This is a genomic window from Duganella sp. Leaf61, assembly GCF_001421905.1.
GTDB lineage: Bacteria > Pseudomonadota > Gammaproteobacteria > Burkholderiales > Burkholderiaceae_D > Rugamonas > Rugamonas zoogloeoides.
On record NZ_LMLM01000029.1, the window covers coordinates 78,714 to 104,567 of the forward strand.

Annotated in this window: 21 protein-coding genes; 13 read left to right on the plus strand and 8 right to left on the minus strand. The window is 64.3% G+C overall.

Annotated features, from left to right (window positions below; translation table 11 throughout):
• Positions 1 to 57: 57 nt before the first annotated feature.
• Both ASF04_RS18485 and ASF04_RS18490 read right to left on the minus strand, forming a co-directional pair.
• Positions 58 to 1,317 carry a GTP-binding protein gene (locus tag ASF04_RS18485; RefSeq protein WP_056144951.1) on the minus strand — a complete coding sequence of 420 codons (1,260 nt, stop codon included), beginning with the start codon at positions 1,315 to 1,317 and terminating at the stop codon, positions 58 to 60.
• 133 nt (positions 1,318 to 1,450) lie between these two features.
• Positions 1,451 to 1,882 (minus strand): Fur family transcriptional regulator, encoded by a 432-nt coding sequence (locus tag ASF04_RS18490; protein WP_040377684.1) that lies wholly within the window; start codon positions 1,880 to 1,882, stop codon positions 1,451 to 1,453.
• Between the two features lie 101 nt (positions 1,883 to 1,983).
• On the opposite strand from ASF04_RS18490, the gene ASF04_RS18495 reads away from it, so the two are divergent.
• Both ASF04_RS18495 and ASF04_RS18500 read left to right on the plus strand, forming a co-directional pair.
• The gene (locus ASF04_RS18495) at positions 1,984 to 4,080 is read left to right on the plus strand and encodes a TonB-dependent siderophore receptor (RefSeq protein WP_156368702.1); all 2,097 of its coding nucleotides are present in this window, start codon (positions 1,984 to 1,986) and stop codon (positions 4,078 to 4,080) included.
• 187 nt (positions 4,081 to 4,267) lie between these two features.
• A complete protein-coding gene (locus ASF04_RS18500; protein ID WP_019920969.1) occupies positions 4,268 to 5,050 on the plus strand; it encodes a Crp/Fnr family transcriptional regulator in 783 nt (260 codons plus the stop codon).
• Positions 5,051 to 5,065: 15 nt separating this feature from the next.
• On the opposite strand, the gene ASF04_RS28310 is transcribed toward ASF04_RS18500, so the two are convergent.
• Positions 5,066 to 5,467 carry a hypothetical protein gene (locus ASF04_RS28310; RefSeq protein ID WP_229205111.1) on the minus strand — a complete coding sequence of 134 codons (402 nt, stop codon included), beginning with the start codon at positions 5,465 to 5,467 and terminating at the stop codon, positions 5,066 to 5,068.
• A 26-nt stretch (positions 5,468 to 5,493) separates the two neighbouring features.
• Between ASF04_RS28310 and ASF04_RS18510 the strand changes: the two genes are divergently transcribed.
• The 3 genes from ASF04_RS18510 to ASF04_RS18520 all read left to right on the plus strand — a co-directional run bounded on the left by ASF04_RS18510 (position 5,494) and on the right by ASF04_RS18520 (position 7,775).
• A complete protein-coding gene (locus tag ASF04_RS18510) occupies positions 5,494 to 6,942 on the plus strand; it encodes a SulP family inorganic anion transporter (RefSeq protein ID WP_056144957.1) in 1,449 nt (482 codons plus the stop codon).
• 45 nt (positions 6,943 to 6,987) lie between these two features.
• Positions 6,988 to 7,215: a hypothetical protein gene (locus ASF04_RS18515; protein ID WP_056144959.1), complete on the plus strand. Its 228-nt coding sequence runs from the start codon at positions 6,988 to 6,990 to the stop codon at positions 7,213 to 7,215.
• 92 nt (positions 7,216 to 7,307) lie between these two features.
• Positions 7,308 to 7,775: an FKBP-type peptidyl-prolyl cis-trans isomerase gene (locus ASF04_RS18520; RefSeq protein WP_056144961.1), complete on the plus strand. Its 468-nt coding sequence runs from the start codon at positions 7,308 to 7,310 to the stop codon at positions 7,773 to 7,775.
• Positions 7,776 to 7,794: 19 nt separating this feature from the next.
• Here the strand turns inward: ASF04_RS18520 and ASF04_RS18525 are convergent, their stop codons facing one another.
• The 4 genes from ASF04_RS18525 to ASF04_RS18540 form a co-directional block, all read right to left on the minus strand.
• The gene (locus ASF04_RS18525; protein WP_056144964.1) at positions 7,795 to 8,394 is read right to left on the minus strand and encodes a hypothetical protein; all 600 of its coding nucleotides are present in this window, start codon (positions 8,392 to 8,394) and stop codon (positions 7,795 to 7,797) included.
• 267 nt (positions 8,395 to 8,661) lie between these two features.
• Positions 8,662 to 9,189, minus strand: a complete 528-nt coding sequence (gene pal, locus ASF04_RS18530) for a peptidoglycan-associated lipoprotein Pal (RefSeq protein ID WP_056144969.1) — start codon at positions 9,187 to 9,189, stop codon at positions 8,662 to 8,664.
• 115 nt (positions 9,190 to 9,304) lie between these two features.
• The gene (locus tag ASF04_RS18535) at positions 9,305 to 11,494 is read right to left on the minus strand and encodes a UvrD-helicase domain-containing protein (protein ID WP_056144972.1); all 2,190 of its coding nucleotides are present in this window, start codon (positions 11,492 to 11,494) and stop codon (positions 9,305 to 9,307) included.
• A gap of 3 nt (positions 11,495 to 11,497) precedes the next feature.
• Entirely contained in the window at positions 11,498 to 12,610 is a 1,113-nt protein-coding gene (locus ASF04_RS18540; protein WP_229205112.1) for a LacI family DNA-binding transcriptional regulator, read from the minus strand.
• 294 nt (positions 12,611 to 12,904) lie between these two features.
• Here ASF04_RS18540 and ASF04_RS18545 point away from each other — a divergent pair, with 294 nt between their 5' ends.
• The 8 genes from ASF04_RS18545 (at position 12,905) to ASF04_RS18580 (ending at position 25,115) form a co-directional block, all read left to right on the plus strand.
• The gene (locus ASF04_RS18545) at positions 12,905 to 14,167 is read left to right on the plus strand and encodes an Hsp70 family protein (protein ID WP_056144978.1); all 1,263 of its coding nucleotides are present in this window, start codon (positions 12,905 to 12,907) and stop codon (positions 14,165 to 14,167) included.
• Positions 14,160 to 14,795 (plus strand): PolC-type DNA polymerase III, encoded by a 636-nt coding sequence (locus ASF04_RS18550; RefSeq protein WP_056144981.1) that lies wholly within the window; start codon positions 14,160 to 14,162, stop codon positions 14,793 to 14,795. The genes ASF04_RS18545 and ASF04_RS18550 overlap by 8 nt, the downstream gene beginning before the upstream one ends.
• A gap of 110 nt (positions 14,796 to 14,905) precedes the next feature.
• Positions 14,906 to 16,312, plus strand: coding sequence for a tetratricopeptide repeat protein (locus tag ASF04_RS18555; RefSeq protein WP_056144985.1), 1,407 nt, complete (start codon positions 14,906 to 14,908; stop codon positions 16,310 to 16,312).
• Between the two features lie 165 nt (positions 16,313 to 16,477).
• Positions 16,478 to 17,119: a methylamine utilization protein gene (locus ASF04_RS18560; protein WP_056144987.1), complete on the plus strand. Its 642-nt coding sequence runs from the start codon at positions 16,478 to 16,480 to the stop codon at positions 17,117 to 17,119.
• A 10-nt stretch (positions 17,120 to 17,129) separates the two neighbouring features.
• Positions 17,130 to 19,574 carry a bifunctional diguanylate cyclase/phosphodiesterase gene (locus tag ASF04_RS18565; protein ID WP_056144990.1) on the plus strand — a complete coding sequence of 815 codons (2,445 nt, stop codon included), beginning with the start codon at positions 17,130 to 17,132 and terminating at the stop codon, positions 19,572 to 19,574.
• Between the two features lie 101 nt (positions 19,575 to 19,675).
• Positions 19,676 to 21,823: a prolyl oligopeptidase family protein gene (locus ASF04_RS18570; RefSeq protein WP_200931115.1), complete on the plus strand. Its 2,148-nt coding sequence runs from the start codon at positions 19,676 to 19,678 to the stop codon at positions 21,821 to 21,823.
• 72 nt (positions 21,824 to 21,895) lie between these two features.
• Positions 21,896 to 23,428 carry an ATPase domain-containing protein gene (locus ASF04_RS18575; protein ID WP_056145851.1) on the plus strand — a complete coding sequence of 511 codons (1,533 nt, stop codon included), beginning with the start codon at positions 21,896 to 21,898 and terminating at the stop codon, positions 23,426 to 23,428.
• Complete coding sequence (locus ASF04_RS18580) at positions 23,409 to 25,115, plus strand: response regulator (protein ID WP_082488857.1); 1,707 nt, start codon at positions 23,409 to 23,411, stop codon at positions 25,113 to 25,115. Before ASF04_RS18575 ends, ASF04_RS18580 begins: the two co-directional genes overlap by 20 nt.
• Positions 25,116 to 25,133: 18 nt before the next feature.
• On the opposite strand, the gene ASF04_RS18585 is transcribed toward ASF04_RS18580, so the two are convergent.
• Positions 25,134 to 25,709, minus strand: a complete 576-nt coding sequence (locus ASF04_RS18585; protein WP_056144995.1) for a helix-turn-helix domain-containing protein — start codon at positions 25,707 to 25,709, stop codon at positions 25,134 to 25,136.
• Between the last annotated feature and the right edge of the window lie 145 nt (positions 25,710 to 25,854).

Genomic DNA, 25,854 nt, shown 5'->3' on the forward strand with positions numbered 1-25,854 from the left:
GCAAATCGGAAAAAGCGTGCAGTATAGCTGCCCCTGCCGGAACGCGTCAGCGACCTTTTATGCCGGCTCTTCTTCGAGTTCGTCCTCGCGGCTCCAGGCCGGGAAGGGATCGGCATAGGTCAGCCAGGCGGGGGCGCCGGCAGCCAGTTCGCCGTCGGTCAGCACGCAGCGGCGGAAGGCTGCCTCCAGCGCGGGGCGGTCCATGCCCGCGCCGATGAAGACCAGTTCGTTCTGGCGGTCGCCGAACGGTTCCACCCAGGCCGCTTCGATGCCGGCGCGGTCCGCGTCGCCCACCGGCGGCCAGTTGGCGCGGTCGCTGGCGGCCCACCATTGTCCTACCGGCTCCACCGACGCGATGCGCCCGGCCCGGGAATAGGCAACCGCCCAGTCGGGACGGCTGGCGAACCAGATATAACCCTTGGCCCGTATCAGTCCCGGCAGCGCCAGGTCGAGGAATTCATCGAAGCGCTGCGCGTGCAGCGGACGGCGTTCGCGCACCACGAAGCTGTCGATGCCGTATTCCTCGGTCTCAGGCGTGTGGATGCCGGCCAGCTCGCGCGCCCAGCCAGCCATCTGGCTGGCCTTGTCCAGGTCGAATTTGCCGGTGCCGAGAATCTGGTGCAGCGGCACCCGTCCTTTTTCAGCCAGCACCATGGTGGCGGTGGGATTGAGTGCCTTGATCACGGCGCGCACCGCGCCCATTTGTTCGATGGTGACCAGGTCGGTCTTGCTGACCACGATCACGTCGGCGAACTCGATCTGCTCGGAGAGCAGCGCGGCCAGCGTGCGGTCGTCGCCTTCGCCGGCGCTCTGGCCGCGCTGGGCCAGGAAGTCGGCACAGTTGTAGTCGTTCAGCAGGTTGACGGCATCGACCACGGTGACCATGGTGTCGATGCGGGCCACATCGTTGAGCGACAATCCGTCTTCGTCGGCGAAATCGAAGGTGGCGGCTACCGGCATCGGCTCGCCCACGCCGGTCGATTCGATCAGCAGGTAGTCGAAGCGGTTTTCGGCAGCCAGCTTGCGCACTTCGAGCAGCAGGTCTTCGCGCAGCGTGCAGCAGATGCAGCCGTTGCTCATCTCGACCATTTTCTCCTCGGTGCGCGACAGGGCTGCGCCGGCGTTTTCGGTACCCTGGCGCAGCAGCGAGGCGTCGATATTCACCTCGCTCATGTCGTTGACGATGACGGCCACGCGCAAGCCTTCGCGGTTGGCCAGCACGTGGTTGAGCAGGGTGGTCTTGCCGGCGCCGAGAAAGCCGGAAAGCACGGTAACGGGCAGGCGCAAATCGGCCAGGAATGCGGGGTTGGTAGTCATGGATGGCTCGCTGAAAAGGCGCGGACGCGCGGACGGAAACAAGGACGGAGAAAGCCCGTCAAATGCAATTGAGTTGCATCATAAGTCTGTTTCAGCGCTAATGCAAGTTTATTGCATTAAGTCCGGGGAGTTTTTATGGCTTCGATTTTGCGCAGTGCGGGCAGGTTCCCTTGATCAGAAAATCCATTTCCTGGCTCTGGAAGCCGCTGGGCAGCTTGATCGTGCGCGGCAGCGGCACGTCGGTGAAACAGGTGACTTCTTCGCAGCGGGTGCACTGGAAGTGGGCGTGCTCGTGCGAATGGTGGCCGGCGCCCGCGCGGAAACGCCACACCTGGTCGGCGCCGGCGATGCGGTGCACCAGTTCGTTTTCGGTCAGCCATTCGAGCACCCGGTACAGGGTGACCGAGTCGAGCGCTTCGTCGGACAGCAAGGCCTGGATATCGTGGTGGGTCAGCGACTTTTCCTGTCCCATCAAAAAGTCGAGCACGGTCACACGCTGGCGCGTGACGCGGGCACCGGTGGCGCGGATCAGTGCTTCTGCCTGGTCTGAAGAGGATGTTTGCATAGTCAGCATCTTAACATGGCCTTCAGGGAGACCGGGAAGGTCGCCATGTTGCGAATGAGAAGTGTTATCATTGTCACTTTCATGATACTTCTTTCATTGCCATGCCTCCTATCCCCCTGCGCGCCGCGCCACCATTCCCGTTGACTTCCATGGCCGCAGCGTTCGCGCTGCTGGCAGCGCCCCTGGCCCAGGGACAGGAACAGGCCCAGGCAGGATCAGCGGCGCCGGTGGAATCGATCCAGGTCACCGGCAGCTGGCTCGGGTCCGGCCTGCAAAACAGTGTCAAGAACTTCCCCGGCGCGCGCACCGTCGTGAACAAGGAAGACATCGAGGACTCGGGTGCGCTCGACATCGGCGACGTGCTGCGCCGTGTGCCGGGCGTGCAGGCCACCGACAACTCGGGCACCGCCGGCAGCGCCATTTCGCTCAATATCGGCGTGCGTGGCCTGACCGGGCGCTACTCGCCCCGTTCCACCATCCTGCTCGACGGCATACCGCTGGCCGTGGCCCCATACGGCCAGCCGCAACTGTCGTTCGCCCCGGTGAGCCTCAACAATATCGAATCGATCGACGTGGTGCGCGGCGGCGGCGCAGTGCGCTACGGTCCGCAAAACGTGGGCGGCATCATCAATTTCCGCAGCCGGGCTATTCCCGAAGGCGCCATCAAGGGCGACGTCTCGGTGCGCTACAACGACTACAGCGACGCGGGACACAACACCCAGTACGGCGCCTTCCTGGGCGGCACCTTTGACAACGGCCTGGGCCTGGCGCTGATGTACTCGGGCATGGACGGCGGCGGCTGGCGCACCGCCAGTAACGACAAACTCAATGACGTGGCGCTGAAATTCCGTTATCCGCTCAATGGCCACAGCGAGGTGTACGGCAAGCTCACGTACTTCGACGTCAATTCGCGCACGCCGGGCGGGCTGACGGCGGCGCAGTACGCGGCAGACCCGTTCCAGAACACCCGTCCCACCGATTTCTGGAGCGGCGAGCGCAAGGGCGGCGACGTCGGCTATCTCAACACCATCTCGGCCACCCAGGAATTCGAAGTGAAGGCGTATTACAACGAGAGCTTCCGCCAGAGCGCGCTGATCAACGCCGCCCGTACCCAGGTGACTTGGCAGCCGCGCAACTACCAGGTGCTGGGCGTCGAACCGCGCTACACCCAGCGCTTCGCCGCTGCCGGCCTCACGCACGATGTCACGGCCGGCTACCGCTTCCTGCGCGAGCGCGGTGATGACAACAACTACTCCGTCACCGTCGCCACCGGCGTGCGCGGCGCCACTACCAGGTTCGACAACGCGACCGACGCCCACTCGGTGTATATCGACGACCGCATCGCGCTGGGCGCCTGGCGCATCACGCCGGGCGTGCGGTATGAACGCATCCGTTCCGACCGTCGCGATAGCGGCAGCGCTGCCGCTTTTGCGTCGGACAACAACAAGGCGCTGCCATCGCTGAACGTGGCCTACCTGGTCAACCCGGCGCTGACCGTGTTTGCCAACTACACCACGTCGTTCGGCGCCGTGCAAAACACCCAGCTCAATTCGCAGAGCGCGACCAACCCGCTCAACCCGGAAGTGGCCAAGACATTCGAGGCCGGTGCGCGCTGGAAGGACCGCGCCATCAGTGCCGAGTTCACCGCCTTCAAACTCAAGTTCGACAACCAGATCCTGCAGGTGCCGGGCACCGTGCCTGCCACGTTCCAGAACATCGGCGCCACCAGCCACGAAGGCATCGAGACCGCGTTCGATTACAGTTTTGCCGACGCCAGCGCGCTCGCCGGCCTGAACCTCTACGCCAATTACACCTCCACCAGGGCGATCCAGGAATCGGGCGCCACGGCCGGCCTGGACGTGCCGTTCTACTCGCGCGGCACCGACACCGTCGGCGCGCGCTACCGGATCGATACATGGTCGTTCAACGTCTCCGGCACCCACCAGACGCGCCAGTTCTCGGATGCCGCCAACACCGTGGCGGAAGCTGCCAGCGGCGCTGTCGGCGCCATCCCCGGTTTCCGCCTGTGGAACGCCCAAGTAGGCTGGAAGCTGAAAGGGCAACCGGGGTACGAGGTGATGGCCGGGTTGAACAACCTGTCGGACCGCCGCTATTACACCCGCAACGTGGACGGCAATGCGGGCCGTATGGTTGGTGCGCCACGTACCGCTTACCTGCAATTGCGCGCCAGTTATTGAGTTGTTCGGTGTGCTACTACACAGTGTCTTGATGCCAACGTAGGACAAGGACCACATTTCCTCTTGCTTGGTGCCTACATTGGCCTACACGCCGCTCCTATACCCGCGGATCGGCCTGCTAGATATAGTGTCATCAACGGTGAGCGATAACCAAGCCACCAAGACCACACACCGAGAGGCAGACACCATGAACGCATACCACACCAGCTCCGCAACCACCGCCGCCAACGCCACCGCAGGCCATAGCAGCGCCGGTTCGCAGATCAGCCTGATCGGCGCCCAACAAAACGATTTGCTGCGCGCGCTGTCGCGTGACGATCTGTTGGCCCTGTTCAGCGCGCTGGAACTGGTTGCGTTGCCTGCCGGCAAACACCTGTTCGACTTCGGCGACAAGGTCGAATACACGTACTTCCCGACCAACGCAATCATCTCCCTGCAATACGTGATGGAAGACGGTGCCACCACGGAGATCGCAGTGGTCGGCCGTGAAGGCGTGGTGGGCGTGGCCCTGTACCCGACCGAGCGCGCTTCGTACTCGGCCGTCGTGGAAGCCGCCGGTTACGGCTACCGCCTGCGCACCGACGTGCTGCGCGAAGTGTTTTACGCCGGCGGCCCGCTGGCCCAGCAACTGATGCGCTACACCAGCGCGATGTTCGCCCAGCTGGCGCAAAGCGTGGCCGGCAGCCGCCACACCAGCATCGAACAGAAACTGTGCCGCTGGTTGCTGGAACGCCTGGACCGCTCAATGGGCAATGAATTGAAAGTGACGCAGGAAATGATCGCCAACATGCTGGGCGTACGCCGCGAAAGCGTGACCGGCGCCGCAGGCAAGCTGTCCGACGAAGGCCTGATCTCCTACCGCCGTGGTTGCGTTACCGTGCTTGATCGTGCGGGAATGGAAGCGCGTGCAGGCAGCTGCTACCAGGGCGGCCGCAACAAGGCGGCCGGCATGGAGCAGCGTGCTGCTTGAGAAAGAACAGAAGGATTAATGCAAGACGCGGGACGGCGGGTTCACCAGGAATCCGCTGAAGTCCACCCGGGGGGCAGAGCGGGTGGCCAGGTTGTCCAGTTTGCGCTGGACGAGTTTGTGCCAGGCGGCGGCCCAACGCGCTGCCAGTTGCGATTCCTCTGCCGAACGCGCATACAGCGTTCTCTCGACAGCGATTTTTTGACGGTTCAGGGCGCGGGTAGCGTTCATCATGGCAGACATGGCGGGCTCGACTTGAAAGTTGTTGAGTGGAAAGCAAAGCCATTTTGCCTGTCCCGCCCGGTTTTGAATGTGCGCCAGTTCACCCAAGCACTGCGGTAAACCATCCCATCCGTGTAAAATACGTCTGCTGCGGCGCATCAATGATGCTCGGCAGCTATTTTTTTGCGCGGTGTTCATCGTGTTTACCTACTCTCAGATCCCCTATGTGGTCCTCCAATTTCACTAAAAACGCCCTGGCAGGGTTGACCACGTCGTTTGCGCTGGTTCCCGAATGCATTGCTTTTGCGCTGGTTGCGCACTTGAATCCGCTGGTCGGGCTGTACGGTGCGTTCTTTATTTGCACCATTACCGCCGTGTTCGGCGGCCGTCCCGGCATGATTTCGGGTGCTGCCGGTTCGATGGCGGTGGTGATCGTGGCGCTCGTCGCCCAGCATGGGTTGCAGTATTTCCTCGCCACCGTGGTGCTTAGCGGCGTGATCATGCTGCTGTTTGGCGTGCTGCGGCTGGGCAAGCTGGTAAGCATGGTGCCGCATCCGGTGATGCTCGGCTTCGTCAACGGGCTGGCGATCGTAATCGCCTGGTCGCAGTTGCAGCATTTTCGCGTCGATGGCAGCTGGTTGCCGGGCGCGGCCATGTGGTGGATGTGCGGGCTGGTGGCGCTGACCATGACTATCGTATATGTGCTGCCGCGGTTGACGAAGGCGGTGCCGCCGGCGCTGGTGGCGATTGTCGGGGTGGGGCTGCTGTCGGAACTGCTTCACCTGCCGGTGCGCACGCTGGGCGACATGGCCACCATTGCCGGCGGCCTGCCGTCGTTCAGCCTGCCGCAACTGCCGCTGACCATGGAGACCTTGCGCATCGTGCTGCCGTATGCGCTGCTGATGGCCGTCGTCGGCCTGCTCGAGACGCTGCTGACCTTCAACCTCACCGACGAAATCACCGAAACCCGAGGCCTGCCCGACCGCGAATGCGTGGCGCTGGGCGCAGCCAACGTCGCCTCCGGCCTGTTCGGCGGCATGGGCGGTTGCGCCATGATTGGCCAGACCATGATCAACCTCGGCTCCGGCGGGCGTACGCGGGTGTCGGGCACGGTCGCCGGCATCATGATCCTGCTGTTCATCCTGTTCCTGTCGCCGCTGATCGAACGCATTCCGCTGGCGGCCCTGGTGGGCGTGATGTTCGTCGTCGCCCAGCAGACGTTTGCCTGGAGTTCGCTGCAAGTGCTGGGCAAGGTGCCGCGCCACGATGCGCTGCTGATCGTTGTTGTCACCTGCATCACCGTGGCGACCGACCTGGCGGTGGCAGTGCTGTGCGGGATCGTGATTGCCGCGCTCAGCTTCGCCTGGCGCCACGCGCGCGAAGTGCGCACCGAGGCCATGGTCGATGCCGACGGCGTGAAGCACTACACGCCGCACGGCACGCTGTTCTTCGCGTCGATCGCCCACTTCAACGACCTGTTTTCGCCGCAGGACGATCCGCAAACCGTGGTACTCGATTGCCGCCACCTGCGCCTGGTCGATCATTCGGCGGTGGTGGCGGTGGCGGCACTGAGCGAACGCTACGCGCGCGCCGGCAAACGGCTGCAAGTGCAGCATCTCTCTACGCGCTGCGAGCAGTTGCTGGCACGGGCCGGCGTCTCGGTGACCGCCTGACGTGTTCGTGGTATTCTGCGCATCCTTGACAGAAAATCCACTCCAATGCAGATCGCAACCATCATCAGCCTGGCCGGCACCATCACCTGCGTGGGCCTGTTCTCGAAACAAAAGGAATGGGTGCTGGCAGCGGCCTTCGCCTTCGGCGCCGCCTTTACGGCCCTGGCTGCATTCCGGCCGTCGTTCATCCCCGGCTACCTGGTGCCCTGGTGCGCCTACACTTTCTTCGCCCTGGCTGCGGTCGAGTTCGTCCGCAAGGTCATCCTCAAATAGTTTGCTTGAATGATGGTCACAAATACATTGTTACTGTATGCTGCCAGCGCATTTCGCGGCATTTGTGTTAACCATTATCAAGAAAGAGTTTTATGAGACATTTGTTTTCTTCGTGCGCGTTTGGATTGGCGTTGGCGCTGGCCGGTTGCGGCGGTGGCGGCGGTGGCGATGTTGCTGCGCCAGTGGCGCCGACCATCCCTGCGGTTCCTGACACCATCACGCTGCAGAAGATCGATAATGTGGTCGGCACGGGCGCGCTGGCCGTAGCCGGGAAAACTGTTTATGTGCACTACACCGGCTGGCTCTACGATGCCACCGCGACATCGAAAAAAGGAGCGCAGGTCGATTCGTCGGCTGGCAGGTCGCCGCTTGACTTCGTCCTGGCCGGCGGCTTGGTGATCAAGGGTTTTGACGAGGGCGTGACGGGCATGAGAGTTGGCGGCAAACGTACCGTGATGATCCCGGCCAGCATGGGCTACGGCGCCACCGGCACCGGCAATGGTGTGATTCCACCCAACGCCAACCTGGTCTTCGATATCGAACTGGTGGAAGTGCGTTGACCTTTCACCGCGCACCGGATCAATAGAAATAGGGCGTTTTCTTCGCCCATGCGCTGTTGCCGTAGCGCTTGTGCAGCACGGTGAAGGCCTGTTTCGACACCGCCTTGGCGTCGTCGTCGAGGCAGCCGCCGCGCGTTGAGCGCACCACCACGTGCAGCAGCCACGGCAGGTCGGCGTCGTTCGGCTTGCTGGCCACGCGTTGCAGCACGTGGTCGCCCAGGTAGCCGGTGGCGGCTTTCAGCGCGCCCAGCTGCACCAGTTCCGCCTTGCGGCGTATAGCATCCACGCCGGCCACCTGCGGCATCGGTGGCGCCTGTTCCAGCCACACGGTTTGCATCACCGGCGCCAGTTCCGGCGCATCGACTTCCACCTGCTGCGCCGCTTTCACGGCCGCCTCGTATTGGCCCGTCATGTCGAAACGCATCAGGGCGGTCAGGGCGATGCGGCCGCGTTCATCGGCCGGCAGTTGCCGGTCCGCCGCCAGCGTCAACAGGTCGCTTGCCGCCAGCGCGGTATTGAGCCAGCGTTTGCCATCTGCTGCCAGCCGCCCGCGCGCCACCGTGTTACCAGCGCGGTAAAAGTCGCGCTGCGACGGCTTCGCTTCCAGGTCCAGCTGCACATGACGGCAGCACGGCGCTGTCCCACGGCCAGGCCACGACCGGTGCCGGCGTGTTGGCGCGGGCCCCTGCGCAGGACAGCAAGGCGATCAGTAAGGGAGTTCGGGAGAACCACGACATCGGATGGGCCGGCTGAAACTCGGTGCCCCATTTTACCGATATGTATCAAATAAACAAAATAGCTTATTTTGCTCCGGATGCGGTGCGGATACAAAAACGCCCGGCGCGCAGGCCGGGCGTTTTACCTGTTGCGCACAGGCGCGACAGAATTACTTGCTTGGGTAGACGATGTCGTCGCGACGGTTTTGTGCGCGCGATTCATCATCGGAACCGGTAGCTTTTGGCTTTTCTTTACCGTAGCTGATGGCTTCCATCTGGCCGTCTTTCACGCCTTGTACTTTCAGGGCGGTGATCAGGGCTTGCGCGCGCTTCTGGCCCAGGGCCAGGTTGTACTCGGCGCTGCCGCGGTCATCGGTGTTGCCTTCGACTTTGATCGACACGTTAGGGTTGGCAGCCAGGAATTTACCGTGATCGGCAACCAGGCCGTCGAATTCTGGCTTGACAGTGTACTTGTCGAAGTCGAAGTAGACGCTACGGTTTTTGTAGATCGAGCTGTTCGGGTCCAGGTAGGCGGCCAGTGGCGCTTGTACCGGTGCAGCGACTGGCGCTGGTGCCGGGACAGGTGCCGGCGCAGCTTTGACTGGCTCAGGTGCTGGAGCTGGTGCAGGTGCTGGGGTCGAGCATGCGCTCAGCAGGGCTACGGTGCAGGCTGCCAGCAGGATGTTGGTGTTTTTCATCGATATACTCCCGATTCGAATTATGTTGTGGGGCACACTAAAGGGTGTGAGGCTGTCAAGCCAGCCGCGACCAATATTATATAAGGGTTTCTCTGATTATAATTGGCGCGCTGCATTATTTTTTGAGCCATGGCGCGAAGGGAGTCAAATCGGTCCCCCTTTCGACGTACCATGCGCGGCGCGCCATGTCGAACTGCGCGCCCAGCGCCTTCACCGCATCCTTCTCCTGGTAACTGGCGGTCAGGTAGTGGCGGCCCGGTGCCGATGCAGCTGCTGCCTGCTGCGCCTGGTTGCGCGTGATGGCGGTGTCGGCGGCGGTGCTGCATTGCGGCAGGCGCAATCGCGCGAGGAAGGAACTGCGGGCAGCAGTGTCGGATGGCGACAACAAAGTCAGTTTCAATCGTGCGCGGGTGGCGGCCACGTAGAACAGGTTTTCCTCGTCGCGGCGCGGTTGCTGGGGATGCGGGAATTCGTCTGCCTGCAGATATGGCAGGATCACGTGGTCGAATTCCTTGCCCTTGGCGTTGGCCACGCACTCGATCAGCACTGCCTTCGGCGCGCGCTTGCGGCGGACAAACGCTTCGCGGGCGTTCATGGCGGCCCAGAAGTCGGCCAGTCCCAATTCGGACGCGGCCGCCCACGCCAGCAGGCCGTCCACCGACTTGTTGACCACGCCGGCGTCGTACGGCCGCACGAAGATGCGCCGTGCTGCCGCCACCAGCTGCACCCGTTCGCACAATTCGGTCAGGACCTGCGCCGCCGGCGTGGCCGGGTCCAGCGTGGCCAGCCAGGCGATGGCGTCGATCACGGCGCGCTTGGTGGTCACGCTGGCGACGTCGCGCCACGTGGGTTCCACGCCGTCGCGATGCTCATCCTCGATCAAAAACAGTTCACCCAGCAGGTCGGGCGACTTGGCGATCTGCGTCTTGAAGTGGTCGATGCGGCGGGCCGTAAAGGCCATTTCGGAGAACGCCACCAAAGCATCGACCACGGCGCCGCGCACCTGATCCGATTTGACGGCACGAAAATCGCGCAGCGCGATGGCCAGCATGCCGCGCAAGAACAGGATTTCGTCGCGTTGCAGGTAGCCTGCCATGGCGGGCGTGCGGTAGTCGATGTCGGCTTCGATCAGCGCGTTTTCGATGGCCACCGACTGGTGGCGGTCGCGGATCAGGATGGCGCAGCCGTCGAGCGCATGGCCGTCCGCCTTCCAGCGTTTGACGGCTTCCACCACCTGGCGTGCGCAGTGGGCGGCGTCGTCGTAGTGGGGCTGGCTGATCTCGGTACGCAGCGGCAGGTTCGATTCCACCGGTTTGTCCTTGAAGGCGGCCATGGCGTACGCCAGGTGCGGACCGTGGCGGTAGCTGAAGGTCAGCGGGTAGCGTGCCAGCTTCGGAAACCGTGCCGCGAAACGCTGGTTCAGGTAAGCGTCGCTGGCGCCCAGCCTGGCGTAAATTACCTGGTCGCGGTCACCGGCGCCGACGAAATAGCATTGCGGACGGTCGATCAGCGCTTCGAGGATGCGGAACGCCGCCTCGTTCAGGTCGTGCAGCTCGTCGCACAGCACCAGCCGGTAGTCGGGGAACTGTTCCGCCAGGCGCGCGCCGCCCACCAGGTTGCAGGCCAGGTCGTAGGTGGCGTCGAACGGCCCGCGCAGCAGGGCGCCAGCGCCGCCGTCCAGCCGCAGCGCCTCGTATTCCAGCGTGGTCAGGTAGTCGGTCACCGGCACGCCCAGCTGCTCGGCTGCTTCTTCGACGTCCATGAATTCGATGTCGGCGTCGAGCGCCATGGTGGCCTTGAGGGTCAGTTGCGCTTCGAGGAACTGGCTGACCGCGATGCTGTGAGTGTGCAGTTCCAGGCTGTCGAGGCGCCCAGCGTAGCGTTCGCCCACGCGGTCCACGGCGGCCAGCGCCAGTTGTTTCAACTGGCGCGGCTCGGTGCAGGTGCGCAGGTTGTCGCCGTCGATGGCGTCGAGCTGGCGCGCGCTGAAGTCTTCGAACGTCAGCACATCGACGCGCTCGGCCAATGTGGCCGGCACGCCCACGTCCAGCAGGCGCTGGCGCATGACATCGCGCGCCTCGGGCGTAAATGTGAGGGCCAGGATCTGTTCGGGCGGGAGTTTACGGGCCAGCGCTTCGCCGATGCGCAGGGCCAGCGTGGTGGTCTTGGCGGCGCCGGCGTTGGCGTCCACCAGCGTGACCCGGTTTTGCGACAGCTGGATGGCGCGCTGCTCGAGAGTGGGGATCAGGCCGCGCGGGGTGAAGCGGGGTTGGTTCTGGAGTGGCGGGGACTGGGTAGCGTTCATCCGCTACATTATAGCGACCGGCGCGGACAAACCCGCGCCGCTCCCCTTGACTGCGCTGAACACCGGCTCCAGGCGCGCGGTTGCGCCCTCGATGAACTGGGCGCTGAACACGCGGCGGTCCGGTGTGGCCGCAGCATTGTCGCTGCGGTCGATGACGGCGCACAGCAGCTCGGCGGCCGCCATCGCCATCTTGGGCATCGGCTGGCGCAGCGTGGTGAGGTTGTAGCTGAGCCAGTTGGACGGTTCGACCGCATCGAAGCCGGCCACCGACAACTGGCGCGGCACATCGATGCCCAGTTCGTGGCGGGCGCAATCGAGGCAGCCGATGGCCATCACGTCGCTGCCGCAGATGATCGCATCCGGCACCGCGCCCATGGCGCTGATCAGGGCACGCAGGCCGGCCGCGCCGCTCGGGTAGTCGGACTGGCCCGGCACCACTACCGGCGGCGGCAGGCCCAGTTCGGCCAAACGCTCGCAGGCGCCGCGCCGGCGTTCGTTGGCGACGGTGGAATCTTCAATGCCGGCAATGATGCCGAAACGGCGGTGGCCGGCGGCGGCCAGGCGCGAGACCAGCATGCGGCCGGCTTCGCGGTGGTCGCAGGTGACGGTATTGACGGCGCTTTCGCGCAAGGTGCGGTTGAACAGCACCAGCGGCATCTGGCGCCGTTCGAATTCGGCGATATGGTCGGCGGTGAGGCGGGCGGCGGCGATCACGCCATCGACCTGGTACTGCCACACTTCGGACAGCACGCGATCGACGTCGGTCTCCCTGGGCAGCGTGAACAGCAGCACGCGCTTGCCGCGCGCCCCCATTTGCTGGCTCAATTCGCCGAGCAGTTCCGGATAGTGCAGGTTGGCCTGGCTGGCGATCAGCACGGCCACGATGTTGGAGCGGCGCGTGATCAGGCTGCGCGCGGCGGCATTGGGAATGTAGTCGAGCAGGGCGGCGGCCTTCATCACCCGGGCCAGCGTGGCCTCGGAGACGCTGGCGCCCTGCTGGAAGCAGCGCGATACGGCGGACTGCGACACCCCGGCCACCAGCGCCACGTCATACGAGGTCACGCGGCGTGCCTCGCGGGCGATCAGGGCTTTGTGGGCGATGGCGGTAGTCTCCACACACGGCTTTATTTTGGTCATTGTCTCGTGGTTGGCGCAGGGACGGACCCGGACGAGCCGGGCATTGCCGCGCCAGCGGTTGTATTGCAAGGAGCTTAATCAATAAATTACCACAAGGCAATATAAATTGCGCCCTGTTCTTACTTATTGGGTGTTTCTATGTGGAAATTACTTACGTATTGGTCCAGGTGCGGTGTAATGTGTTGCAGCACCGCCGCATTTTCTTCTGCGGCAGGCAGCTTTCTGCCAATTTTCCTGCTAAAATACCGCCCCTTTATCAGTTGAAGGGGCGACATGGCCAACGCATGCGGCGTCGATTTCGGTACGTCAAATTCCACGGTGGGTTGGGTACGTCCCGGCCACCCCGTGATGCTCGGCCTGGAAGACGGCAAAACCACCTTGCCGTCGGTCGTGTTCTTTAACGCCGACGAGGAAGAAGTCAAGTTCGGCCGCGCGGCGCTGGCCGATTACCTGGCCGGCTACGAGGGCCGCCTGATGCGCTCGCTTAAAAGCCTGCTCGGCACCAGCCTGATCGACGGCCAGACCGAGGTCAGTGGCCGCGCGCTGCCGTTCCGCATGTTGCTGGCGCAGTTCATCGGCGAAATCAAGCACCGCGCCGAGCGCGCCGCCGGCCGCCAGTTCAATTCTGCCGTGTTCGGCCGCCCCGTGCACTTCATCGACGACAGCGCCGCCAACGACCAGCTGGCCGAAGACACGCTGGCCGAGATCGCCCGCTCGGTGGGCTTTACCGACATCGCCTTCCAGTTCGAGCCGATAGCCGCCGCGTTCGATTACGAGTCGCAGATCGACCGCGAAGAACTGGTGCTGATCGCCGACATCGGCGGCGGTACGTCCGACTTTTCGCTGGTGCGCCTGTCGCCCGACCGCGCCAAGAAGGCCGAGCGGCGCGACGACATCCTGGCCAACGGCGGGGTCCACATCGGCGGTACCGACTTCGATAAATACCTGAGCCTGGCTGCAGTGATGCCGCTGCTCGGTTTCGGCAGCAAGCTGCGCAACGGCAGCGAAGTGCCATCGAGCTATTTCTTTAACCTGGCCACCTGGCACACCATCAACCAGGCTTACACCAAGAAGATGTGGACCCAGCTGGCCGACCTGCTGCGCGATTCCGCCGAACAGGAAAAGCTGGGCCGCCTGCAACGCCTGATCGACGACCGCGCCGGCCACTGGCTGGCGATGAAATCGGAGGAAGGCAAGATCGCGCTGTCCGGCGCCGAGCGCCACCTGCTGGAACTGGACCGCCTGACGCCGGCGGTGACGATCGAACTCGACCGCACCCGCTTCGATGACGCCATCAGCCACCTGGTCGGCTCGGTGGAAACCACCGTGCTCAACCTGCTGCGCGACGCCGGTGTCACGCCGGACCAGGTCGATACCGTGTTCTTCACCGGTGGTTCGAGCGGCGTGCGCATGCTGCGCGAGCGCATCGCGGCGCTGGTGCCGGGTGCGCGCAAGGTCGAGGGCGATCTGTTCGGCAGCATCGGCGCCGGCCTGGCGCTCGATGCGGTGCGCAAGTTCGGCGGCGCCCATGCTTGACCAGCCGATCGTCATGCTCGACTTCGAGACCACCGGTCTTTCGCCCGTGATGGGCGACCGCATCACCGAGGTGGCGGCGCTGCGTATCGTCGGCGGCGAGGTGGTCGAGCGTTATGTTTCGCTGATCAACTGCAATGTGCGCATCCCGTCGTTCATCACCGGACTGACCGGCATCACCCAGGCCATGGTGGACAGCGCGCCGCCGGTGCACCGCGTGCTGCCGGAACTGCTGGACTTTATCGGCGGCGACACGCTGTCGGCCCACAATGCCAGCTTCGACGAGAAATTCCTGCTGGCCGAGGCCGCGCGCCTGAACCTGCAGGCGCGCCACCAGTCGCTGGTATGCTCGCTCAAGCTGTCGCGCCGGGTGTTTCCGCAACTGCCCAGCTACAAGCTGGGTCAGCTCTCCAGCCAGCTCGGCATCCGTTTCAAGAGCGCGGCCCACCGGGCCGAGTCCGATGCCGAGGTGGCCGCCCAGGTGCTGATCCATATCGGCAAGCATATCGGATCCACGTACGGTATCGCTGCCGTCGATCCGGCGTTGCTGGTGTCGGTCAACAAGCTGGCCGCCGCCAAGGTCCACCAATTTCTCCTGAAACAGCAATCGGCATCCCGGGCAGCAGTCTGACCCGCTCTAGCCGTAACGGTCCCGGACTCGTTTGACTCCGCGCAAACGCCGGACTCGGGCGGGTTTTACACTTTAGTCAACTTTGTTGCAAAGATGACTAGAGGTGTACCATGAATAACCAACGCTCGGCCAGGGATGGCTACGACAGTTACCTGTGGTACCGGTCTGCCGCCGAGCGTGGCGACCCCTACGCCCAGTTCAACCTCGGCCTGCTCTACAAGCACGGGCGCGGCGTGGCTCGCGACGACCGCCAGGCCGCACAGTGGTTCCTCAAGGCGGCGTTGCAAGGGCTGGCATTCGCCCAGAACCATCTTGGTGTGCTGTACTACAACGGGCGCGGCGTGCCGCCCAGCGACCGTGCGGCTGTGCGCTGGTTCCGCCGCGCCGCCGGCCAGGGCGACGCCTCGGCCCAGCAAAACCTGGCCCTGATGTACAAAAAGGGACGCGGCGTGCCGCGCAACGACGAAGCCGCGCTCTCGTGGTGCTACCTGGCGTCCGAACAGGGCGTGGCCAGCGCCCAGACCCTGCTGGGCCTGGCCTATTCCAGGGGCATCGGTGTGCGCCGCAACGACGCGCTGGCGCTGGCCTGGTTGCGCAAGGCGGCGCTGCAGAACCATGCCGGCGCCCAGCTCAATCTCGGCCTGATGTACAAGAAGGGGCAGGGCGTGGCGAGCTGCGACCGCCAGGCGCTGGCGTGGCTGCGGCAAGCTGCCGCGCAAAACGACCCGGTCGCGCAGCGCCTGGTCGGCGTGGCCTATGCCGAAGGCCAGGGCGTGGCGGTCGATCCGCCGCGCGCGTTTGCCTGGCTGTTGCGCGCGGCCGAGCAGGAAGATGCCGACGCCCAATTCAACCTCGGCATCCTGCTCGCCAGCGGTCGCGCCGGCAAGGGGGGCGAAATCATGCGCGATGACGAACAGGCATTTTCCTGGTACTACCGCGCCGCGCAGTCGGGTCACATGCTGGCCCAGTACAACCTGGCTGGCATGTATGCTCGCGGACGCGGTGCGGCCCGCGACCACGCGCGGGCGCTGGCCTGGTATCTGCGGGCGGCGGAGCAGGGGGCAGCCAGCGCGCAGTTCAACGCGGCAGTGATGTACGCCAACGGCCAGGGCACGCCCCGCGACGAGATCCGTGCCGTGCTGTGGTACCGGCGCGCAGCCAGCCAGGGCGATGCCAGCGCCCAGAACAACCTGGGCGTGATGTACGCCAGCGGCCAGGGCGTGCCGGCGGACCAGCGCCTGGCCGCCAACTGGTACGCACGTGCCGCGCGCCAGGGCCACGCGCTGGCGCAGATCAACCTGGGCGCCATGTATGGCAGCGGCCGCGGCGTGGCGCGCGATCCGGCGCGCGCCTTCATGTGGATGTGCCTGGCGGCAGAAAAGGGCGAGGCGGCGGCAATCACCAACTGCACCAGGATGGCGCCGGCCATGAGCGCGGCGGCCATGGCGCGGGCGCAGGAGCTGCTGCGGCGCTGGCGGCTGCGCCAACCGGCGCAGGTACGAATGCGTGGCCGGTAAGAGCGACGCCACTATCTGCCTGCTAGCGTCTGTGACAGCGCGAACCATTTTGCGACACATTTCACCTTCGATCGCGCATTTTCATCCCCATCGGCGTAACTATTGCCATGATGCATCTCCCAGGCGCTACAATGGGTGATCACGTTTTCACACTCCGGGTAAGCCATGCGACGTTTTACGAGCCGCGCTGTCATCGCCAGCGTCCTGACGGGTTGTTGTACCGCCGCCAGCGCCACAGGCGTGGCGGTGCAAGTGCAGGATGCCACCGGCAAGCCGCTGCCCGACACCGTCGTGTACCTGGAGCCTGAAGGCGGCTTTGGCGCCGGCAAAGCACCGGCGGGCGCCGAGATCGAACAGAAGGGACTGAAATTCCTGCCGCTGGTGACCGTGATCCAGACCGGCGCCAGGATCAACTTCCCCAATAACGACAAGGTGCGCCACCACATCTATTCGTTCTCGCCCGCGCACAAGTTCGACCAGAAGCTGTACTCGGGCCAGGCCGCCACGCCGCAGGTATTCGACAAGGCCGGCACCGTGGTCCTGGGCTGCAATATCCACGACAAGATGCTGGCCTACGTAAAAATCGTCGACACGCCGTACTTCGCCAAGACCGATGGCGCCGGCGCGGTGCGCATCGAGCTGCCGACCGGCGGCAAATACACGGTGCGCGCCTGGCACTACAACACCGTGGGCGGCGCCACGCCCGAGCAGGTGGTGCTGGTCAAGGCTGGCGACGTTCTGGCCACCGCCATCTTCAAGCTGCCGATGAAGCCGCCGGCGCCTGCTGACGGCGCGGCGTCGATGTAAAGGGTACCGCATGCGCTTAGCATTTCGCAGCCTGGAGAGCCGGATTGTCACCCTGTTCCTGGTGCTGATCGTGGCGGTCCAGGTGATCGGCCTGCTGGTGATCCAGCGCGGCATCGACAACAACGCCCGCCAGGCCATCGCCGGTGAATTGAACAACGGTACCAAGGTGTTCGGCCGTCTGCTGGAGCAGAATGCGCAGAACCTGCGTTTCGGCGCGCGGCTGCTGGCGCGCGACACAGCCTTCCTGGCTGCCATCGGCAACAACGAGGAGGGCGATCGCGCCACCATCGAATCGGCGCTGACCAACAGCGGGCGCCGCATCAAGGCGTCGATGACGATGCTGGTCAACAGCGAACGCCAGCTCAGCGTCTCCACCAATGCCGCCCAGGCCGGGGCGCTGGCAAAAATTGTCGATGGCATGCTCGATGCGGCCGAGGCGGCGGACGGCGCCAACGGCATCGCCATCGTCGAACGCCGCCCGTACCAGGTGGTGGTGATGCCGGTGAAGGCGCCGATCACCATCGGCTGGATCGTCATGACGTTCCCGATCGACCGCCAACTGGCCAACGAGATGCGCGAAGTGACGTCGCTGCACGCCACCATCGCCACCCGCGACCAGGCGGGCCAGTGGCTGCCGGCCGGATCCACTTTCCTGGCGTCATCGGCGCAGGCCGTGACCTCGCAGTTGCAGGCGCTGCCGGGCAAAGTGACGGCGGTCGGCACGTCGTTCGACCTGAGCGTGGAAGAAAACCGCTACAGCGCGCGCCTGCTGCGCATCGGCGAGGACAACGGCCAGTTCGCCGGCGTGATCCTGGCCCGCTCGATCGACGAAGCCACGGCCGAGTATCGCCGACTGGAGCACTGGCTGATCCTGCTCACGCTGGGCGGCATCGCCATCTCCACGATTGCCATCGTGATTACCGCCAAGCGCATCGCCCAGCCGATCAGCGAGCTGGCCGCCACCGCGCGCCGCCTGGAGCAGGGCGACTATAAGGGCGACATCGACACCAGCCGCGCCGACGAAATCGGCGCGCTGGCCGGCGCGTTCGACTCGATGCGCGACTCGATCGCCAAGCGCGAACAGGAAATCCGCCGCCTGGCGTACTGGGATACGCTGACCAATCTGCCCAACCGCGCCCAGTTCCTGCTGCTGCTCAATGACGCACTGCTTGATGCGCGCCGCCGCGAGGAGGCCGTGTTCGTGCTGATGATGGACCTCGACCGCTTCAAGCACGTGAACGACGTGATGGGCCACAGCTTCGGCGACGCGCTGCTGCGCCAGGTCGCCAGCCGGCTGCAGCTGCTGCTGGTCAACCGCCTGCAATCGTCGGCCCAGGTAGCGCGCCTGGGCGGCGACGAATTTGCGGTGCTGCTGCCGGCGTCCGACCTCGACGCGGCGCAGCGCATGGCCGGCGAGATCCTGCAAACGCTGGAAGCGCCGCTGTCGCTCGACGACCAGACCGTCGATATCGGCGCGGGCCTCGGCATTGCCGGCTACCCCGAACATGGCGACGACGGCGAGGCGCTGCTGAGCATGGCCGAAGTGGCGATGTACACGGCCAAGACCCGCAATGACGGCGCCGTGGTGTACGATGCGGCGATGGACAAGTCCAGCGACAAGAGCCTGTCGCTGCTGACGGAGCTGCGCAACGCCATCGAGCGCAACGAGTTCCGACTGTTCGTCCAGCCCAAGATCATGCTCGACACGGGGCAGGTGGTGGGCATGGAGTCGCTGGTGCGCTGGGTGCACCCCGAGCGCGGCAACGTGTTCCCCGACGAGTTCATACCGTTTGCCGAGCGGACCGGTTTTATCCGCCTGCTGACGCGGTGGGTGATGGAAAAATCGGCGGAGCTGTGCCAGCAACTGGCGGCGCAGGGCCATCACCTGAAGGTGTCGGTAAATTTGTCCACCCGCGATTTGCTGGACCAGGACTTGCCGGTCAAGTTTGCCGACCTGCTGGCGCGCCACCGCCTGTCGCCCGCATCGTTCTGCCTGGAGATCACCGAGAGCGCCATCATGGACGACCCGGTGCGCGCGCAAACCACGCTCGAACGGCTGGCGAACATGGGCGTCGATCTGTCGATCGACGATTTCGGCACCGGTTATTCGTCGCTGGCGTATCTGAAACGCTTGCCGGTCAACGAGCTGAAAATCGACAAGTCGTTCGTGCTGAACATGGAGAACGACGAGGGCGATACCAAGATCGTGCGTTCGACCATCGACCTCGGTCACAACATGGGCCTGCGCGTGGTGGCCGAGGGCATCGAGAGCGAAGCCGTGTGGCGCCTGCTGGCGGAACTGGGCTGCGACCAGGGCCAAGGCTATTTCATGAGCCGGCCGATTCCGGGCGATCAACTGGTGGCGTGGCTGGAAAAATGGCAGGCGCCGATTGCGGTACCGGCGGCGGTACCAGCAACAGCAGCGGCGGCGGTACCTGGCGACGTTACCGAATAAAAGTTTCTTTACAGGCATGCCTGGCGTGTCATATTTGTCACACTTCAGGCTATGATCTGGTTGCCGAACACATCCGTTCTGTTCAAAAACCAAGGATCGCAATGCCACGACGACTGACCCTCTTAGCTTCCCTGATCTTGACGCAAGGCGCCGCCATGGCGCAAACCTGCAACGGCAACTGGCCGGCCATCGACTACCCGGTCACCCGCACCGTGGAGCAGCAGGACAATTACCACGGCGCGACCGTGGCCGACCCGTACCGCTGGCTGGAAGACGCCAACAGCGCCGATACCGCCGCCTGGGTGCAGGAACAGAACAAGCTCACGCAAGGTTACCTGGCACAGATTCCCGGCCGTGACGCCATTAAGGCGCGCCTGACCAAGTTGTGGAACTACGAGCGTTTCAGCGTGCCGTTCAAGGAAGGCGGGCGCTATTTCTACAGCCGTAACGACGGCCTGCAAAACCAGGCGGTGCTCTACACCATGAAGTCGCTGGCCGACATGCCGAGATTACTGCTCGACCCGAACACCCTGGCCGCCGACGGTACCGTGGCGCTGGCCGGCCTGGCGGTCAGCCCGAACGGCAAATACCTCGCGTACAGCACCGCCGCCTCGGGCTCGGACTGGAACGAGATCCGCGTGCGCGATATCGAGTCAGGCGAGGACGTGGCCGACCATATCAAGTGGGTCAAGTTCTCGAACACCGCCTGGCTGCATGACGGCTCCGGCTTCTTCTACAGCCGCTACGACGAGCCGACCGAAGCAGGCAAGCTGGCCGCCGTCAACTACTTCCAGAAGCTGTACTTCCACAAGATCGGCACGCCGCAAAGTGCGGACACGCTGGTGTACGACCGCCCGGACAACAAGGACTGGGGATTCTACGCCCAGGTCACCGAAGATGGCCGCTTCCTGGTGATCACCGCTTCGCAGGGTACCGAGAACAAGAACCGCGTGTTTTACAAGGACCTCAAACAGAAGGACGGCAAGGTGGTGGGCTTGCTGGAAGACTTCGACGCCGCCTACAATTTCGTGGGCAACGACGGCCAGGTGTTCTACTTCCACACCGAGCGCAACGCGCCGCGCGGCCGCATCGTCGCCATCGACGTGAAAAAGCCTGCGGTATTGAGCTGGAAGCAGATCGTGCCCGAGAGCGGCAGCACGCTGGTCTCCGCGTCGCTGGTCAACAACCAGCTGCTGGTGGACTACCTGAGCGACGCCCACAGCCTGGTCAAGGTGTTCGACCTGCGCGGCAAGCCGCTGCACGACGTCAAGCTGCCGGGCCTCGGTACCGCCTCGGGCTTCTCGGGCAAGCGCACTGACACAGAAACCTTCTATTCGTACACCAGCTTCACCACCCCGGCGACCATCTATCGCCACGACCTCAAGTCGAACAAAAGCAGCGTTTATCGCCAGCCCAAGGTGGACTTCGACCCGGCCGGCTATGAAACGCGCCAGGAATTCTTCACCAGCCGCGATGGCACCCGCGTGCCGATGTTCATCGTCGCGAAGAAGGGCATCAAGTACGATGGCAGCAATCCAACCTATCTGTACGGCTACGGCGGCTTCAACGTCTCGCTCACGCCCACCTTCTCGGTGGCCAACCTGGCCTGGCTGGAAATGGGCGGCGTGTACGTGATGGCCAACCTGCGCGGCGGCGGCGAGTACGGCGAATCGTGGCACGAAGCAGGCACCAAGCTGAAAAAGCAGAACGTGTTCGACGACTTCATTGGCGCGGCCGAATGGCTGGTGTCGCACAAGGTGACGTCCCCGTCGAAACTGGCGATCGGCGGCGGCAGCAACGGCGGCCTGCTGGTGGGCGCAGCGATGACCCAGCGCCCGGATCTGTTTGCGGCGGCGATTCCGCAAGTGGGCGTGCTGGACATGCTGCGTTTTCATAAGTTTACGATCGGCTGGGCCTGGACGTCCGACTACGGCTCGTCCGACAACGCCGACGAGTTCAAAGCGCTGATGAAGTACTCGCCGCTGCACAACCTGAAAAAAGGTGCATGCTACCCGGCCACCATGATCACCACGGCCGACCATGACGACCGCGTGGTACCGGCGCACAGCTTCAAGTTCGCTGCCACCGCGCAGGCTGCGCAGGCAGGCCAGCCGGGCGCCGCCCCGATCCTGATCCGTATCGACAGCAAGGCAGGCCATGGTGCCGGCAAGCCGACGACCAAGCAGATCGAAGAAGTAGCCGACCGCTGGGGCTTCCTCACCCGCGCCCTGCATATGGATGGCAAGTAAGGTTCGATAGCGAACATAAAAAATGGCGTGGTGGAATTACTATTGGTCACAGCTTCCACCACTGCCGATTTTATGACCACGCCTCCGACCAGTAACATTGCCATCGCCACGCGCAGCAAGCGTCAGCCCACCTCGCGTATTTCGACCGGCATCCATGGTCTGGACGACATCCTGTGCGGCGGCTTGACGGCGCAGCGCGTGTACCTGGTGGAAGGCTCGCCGGGTACGGGCAAGACCACGCTGGGCCTGCAGTTTCTGCTCGAGGGCGTCAAGCGCGGCGAGACCGGCTTGTACATCACGCTGTCGGAGACCGCCGATGAACTTGACGCCGTGGCGGAAAGCCACGCCTGGGACATGGCTGGCATCGACGTGTTCGAGCTGGCCAACGATACCTCGCTCGATATCGATGCCCAGCAATCGGTGTTTCATCCTTCCGAAGTGGAACTGGGCGAGACCACGCGCAGCGTGATGGAGCGCGTCAATGCGCTCAAGCCCTTGCGCGTGGTATTCGACAGCCTGTCCGAGATGCGTTTGCTGGCGCAAAATCCGCTGCGCTACCGGCGCCAGATCCTCGCGCTCAAGCAGTTTTTCTCGCAGCGCGACTGCACCGTGCTGCTGCTCGACGATAAATCGAATACGCCCGACCAGCAGCTGCACAGCATCGCCCACGGCGTGATCAGCCTTGAACAGATCGCCCAGGAATTCGGCAAGGAGCGCCGCCGCGTCAACGTGATCAAGATGCGCGGCACCAAGTTCCGTGGCGGCTACCACGACTACATTCTGGAGACGGGTGGCCTGAAAATTTTCCCACGTTTGGTGGCGGCGGAGCACCATCGCCCGTACAGCGCCCATGTCAGCTCCACCGGTTCCGACGGTTTCGATGCGCTGCTGGGCGGCGGCCTGGCCTCCGGCACCAACACCCTGATCGTGGGGCCGTCCGGCATCGGCAAGACCACCATGTCGGTGCGCTGTCTGCTGTCGGCGCTCGAGCGTGGCGAAAGGGCGTCGTTCTACCTGTTCGACGAGGGACTGGGCACCTTTTTTGCCCGCGCAGCCGCGCTCGGAATGGAACTGCGCAGCTATGCCGAGAGCGGTCAGCTCAAGATGCATCACATCGATCCGGCCGAACTGGCGCCGGGCGAATTCGCCCAGATGCTGCGCGACGCGGTCGAGGGCGCAAACGTCAAGTTCATCGTCATCGACAGCCTGAACGCCTATCTGCAGGCCATGCCCGGCGAGCATTTCCTCACCTTGCAGATGCATGAACTGCTGTCGTACCTGAACCAGCAGGGCGTGACCACGGTGCTGGTGCTGGGCCAGCACGGCGTGATCGGCGAGGTGCGCACCGACGTCGATCTCAGTTACATGAGCGACACCACGGTGCTGGTGCGCTTCTTCGAATCGAACGGCAGGCTGCGTCGCGCGCTCACGGTGATCAAGAGCCGCACCGCCGACCATGCGCTGACCATCCACGAACTGGTGCTGGGCAGCGGCGGCCTGGCCATCGGCCCGGCGCTCGAAGGTTTCGAGGGCGTGCTCACCGGCCTGCCCACCTATCGCGGCGCCACTCCGATGATGGCGACCGATGCCGATGTCCGCGCCTGATCCCGCCATCGAGGAGCGGATCCTGATCCTCGCGCCCCACGGGCGCGACGCCGAGGTGATCCACCAGGTGTTGCTGCGCGACGGATTTGCCGGCGGCGCGGTGGCCAACGTGGAGGCGCTGGTGACCGGCCTGCAGCAGGGCGCCGGTGCCTGCGTGATCGCCGAGGAAGCACTGCGCGACTCCAGCGTCAAACAGCTGCTGGCATGGCTGGGCACCCAGGAGCCGTGGTCCGATTTTCCGTTCGTGGTGCTGGTGGCCAGGGGCGGCGGCCATACCCAGGCCGCGCGCAGCACCTTCGACCAACTGGGCAACATCATCCTGCTTGAACGCCCGCTCAATGCCGAGACCTTGCGCAGCGCCGCCGCGTCCGCGCTGCGCGCGCGGCGGCGCCAGTACGAGTCGCGCCGCATCCTGGCCGAGCGTACACTGGCCTCCGACAGCCTGCGCGACAGCCGCGCCGAACTGCTGCAACTGAACGAGACGCTCGAATCGCGCATCGAAGAACGCACGCGGGCACTGGCGCAGGCCAACGACCGCCTGATGAACGAAGTGATCGAACGCGAACGGGTGCAACTGGCCATGGTGCAGTTGCAGAAAATGGAAGCGGTCGGTCGTCTCACCGGCGGCATCGCCCACGATTTCAACAACCTGCTCAACGTCATTCAGGGCAGCATGGACCTGATCCTGCTGCTGTCGCAAGATCCCCATGCGCGCAACAAGGCCGAGGTGGCGCGCCGCGCCTGCGAGCGTGGCGGCAAGCTGACCAGCCAGTTGCTGGCATTTTCGCGCAACCAGCGCCTGAATCTGCGTGCTACGCCGGTGCGCGCCATGTTCGACGGCGTGCGCGAACTGATGGCCACGTCCCTGGGCAGCGGCGTGAAGCTGGTGTTCGAGGTGGCCGACGATGTGGGCCTGGTCATGGCCGACACCAACCAGATGGAAATGGCGCTGCTCAACCTGGCCATCAACGCGCGCGACGCCATGCCGGGCGGCGGCAGGCTGGCGGTAAGCGCCAGCGTGGCCAGTGCGCCGGAAGGCTTGTTGCCGCCGGGCCGTTACTGCCGCATCGCCGTGACCGACAATGGTCCCGGCATTGACCCGGCCATCATCGGCAAGGTGTTCGAGCCGTTCTTCACCACCAAGAGCGTGGGCAAGGGCACTGGCTTGGGATTGAGCCAGGTGTACGGCATGGCCCAGCAGTCGGGCGGCACGGCGCGCATCGTGGGCGCCGACGGTGGCGGCACCACCATCGAGATCTGGCTGCAACTGGCGCAGCAGGCCGAGGCAGACGCAGGCGCACCGCTGGCGATCGCCCCCAAGCCGGCCGGCGCCGGCGTGCGCATCCTGGTGGTGGAAGACGACAAATCGGTGCGGCAGTCGATGGTGGAACTGCTCGAGACGCTGGGCTACCAGGTGAGCCAGGCCGACGACGGCGAAGCGGGCCTGCGCGAACTACGGCGCGCCAAGCCGCACCTGATGATCACCGACTACCTGATGCCGGGCATGACCGGCGCCCAACTGGTCGCCGCCGCCAACATCGAGTTCCCCGGCCTGCCCATGATCATCGCCACCGGCTACGCCGACATGGAAGCGATCGACGCGGTCATCGGTGACAACACCGTGCTGCGCAAACCGTTCCACCTGGGGCAGCTGGCGGCAACCGTTGATCAGGCGTTGCGGCGGTAGCGTAAGTTTTACTGGTGTTCAGCGGTGGATCACCACCATTAACGCCTTCGCCTCGGTCTTGCCCACGTTGCGGATCACGTGCTGCATATCGGCCGGGTAGCGTGCCGTGGCGCCCAGTTTGACCTTTTTCTTGTCCGCGCCAACTTCCACTTCCACCGAGCCATGCAGCAGTGTCAGGTGTTCCTGGGCGCCGGGGTCGTGGCCTTGCGAGGCCAGTTCGCCGCCCGGGGCCAGGGTCAGTTCGTACCATTCGTATTTGCCGGCCAGTTCCATCGGACCGAGGATGCGCAGCACGTAGCCGGCGTGGTTGCCGGGCAGGGTGGGGGTTTCGTGGGCTTCCAGCACGCGGATGGTAGCGGTTTCCTTTTCGGTTGAAGCCAGCAGGTCGCCGATCGGCACGCCCAGCGCGTTGGCCAGGCGCCAGGTGATGGCAATCGTCGGATTGGCTTTTTCGCGCTCGATCTGCGAGAGCATCGATTTCGAGACGCCGGCAATGCGCGAGAGATCCTCGAGCGTGAGGCCGCGCGCCAGGCGCAGGCGTTGCAGGGCGGCGCCGACTTCGGGCGGGGCGTTCGTCGAAACGGGTGTTTGCATTGTTTTATTCGGCGGATGGACTAAATTGCTGGTGAGTCTGTCGGCAACCGGCGGGTATTTCCGCATGGTTCCGGCTTGCGCAGTGCACTGGTTCTCTGTAATATCCACTATATTGAATTTTAGTTCGACATAGCGAATTTCTGCC

Coding starts and splice junctions, on each gene's coding strand:
- ASF04_RS18485 (WP_056144951.1), bottom strand. CDS start 1,317: ATGACTACCAACCCCGCATTCCTGGCCGATTTGCGCCTGCCCGTTACC.
- ASF04_RS18490 (WP_040377684.1), bottom strand. CDS start 1,882: ATGCAAACATCCTCTTCAGACCAGGCAGAAGCACTGATCCGCGCCACC.
- ASF04_RS18495 (WP_156368702.1), top strand. CDS start 1,984: ATGCCTCCTATCCCCCTGCGCGCCGCGCCACCATTCCCGTTGACTTCC.
- ASF04_RS18500 (WP_019920969.1), top strand. CDS start 4,268: ATGAACGCATACCACACCAGCTCCGCAACCACCGCCGCCAACGCCACC.
- ASF04_RS28310 (WP_229205111.1), bottom strand. CDS start 5,467: ATGAACACCGCGCAAAAAAATAGCTGCCGAGCATCATTGATGCGCCGC.
- ASF04_RS18510 (WP_056144957.1), top strand. CDS start 5,494: ATGTGGTCCTCCAATTTCACTAAAAACGCCCTGGCAGGGTTGACCACG.
- ASF04_RS18515 (WP_056144959.1), top strand. CDS start 6,988: ATGCAGATCGCAACCATCATCAGCCTGGCCGGCACCATCACCTGCGTG.
- ASF04_RS18520 (WP_056144961.1), top strand. CDS start 7,308: ATGAGACATTTGTTTTCTTCGTGCGCGTTTGGATTGGCGTTGGCGCTG.
- pal (WP_056144969.1), bottom strand. CDS start 9,189: ATGAAAAACACCAACATCCTGCTGGCAGCCTGCACCGTAGCCCTGCTG.
- ASF04_RS18535 (WP_056144972.1), bottom strand. CDS start 11,494: ATGAACGCTACCCAGTCCCCGCCACTCCAGAACCAACCCCGCTTCACC.
- ASF04_RS18545 (WP_056144978.1), top strand. CDS start 12,905: ATGGCCAACGCATGCGGCGTCGATTTCGGTACGTCAAATTCCACGGTG.
- ASF04_RS18550 (WP_056144981.1), top strand. CDS start 14,160: ATGCTTGACCAGCCGATCGTCATGCTCGACTTCGAGACCACCGGTCTT.
- ASF04_RS18555 (WP_056144985.1), top strand. CDS start 14,906: ATGAATAACCAACGCTCGGCCAGGGATGGCTACGACAGTTACCTGTGG.
- ASF04_RS18560 (WP_056144987.1), top strand. CDS start 16,478: ATGCGACGTTTTACGAGCCGCGCTGTCATCGCCAGCGTCCTGACGGGT.
- ASF04_RS18565 (WP_056144990.1), top strand. CDS start 17,130: ATGCGCTTAGCATTTCGCAGCCTGGAGAGCCGGATTGTCACCCTGTTC.
- ASF04_RS18570 (WP_200931115.1), top strand. CDS start 19,676: ATGCCACGACGACTGACCCTCTTAGCTTCCCTGATCTTGACGCAAGGC.
- ASF04_RS18575 (WP_056145851.1), top strand. CDS start 21,896: ATGACCACGCCTCCGACCAGTAACATTGCCATCGCCACGCGCAGCAAG.
- ASF04_RS18580 (WP_082488857.1), top strand. CDS start 23,409: ATGCCGATGTCCGCGCCTGATCCCGCCATCGAGGAGCGGATCCTGATC.
- ASF04_RS18585 (WP_056144995.1), bottom strand. CDS start 25,709: ATGCAAACACCCGTTTCGACGAACGCCCCGCCCGAAGTCGGCGCCGCC.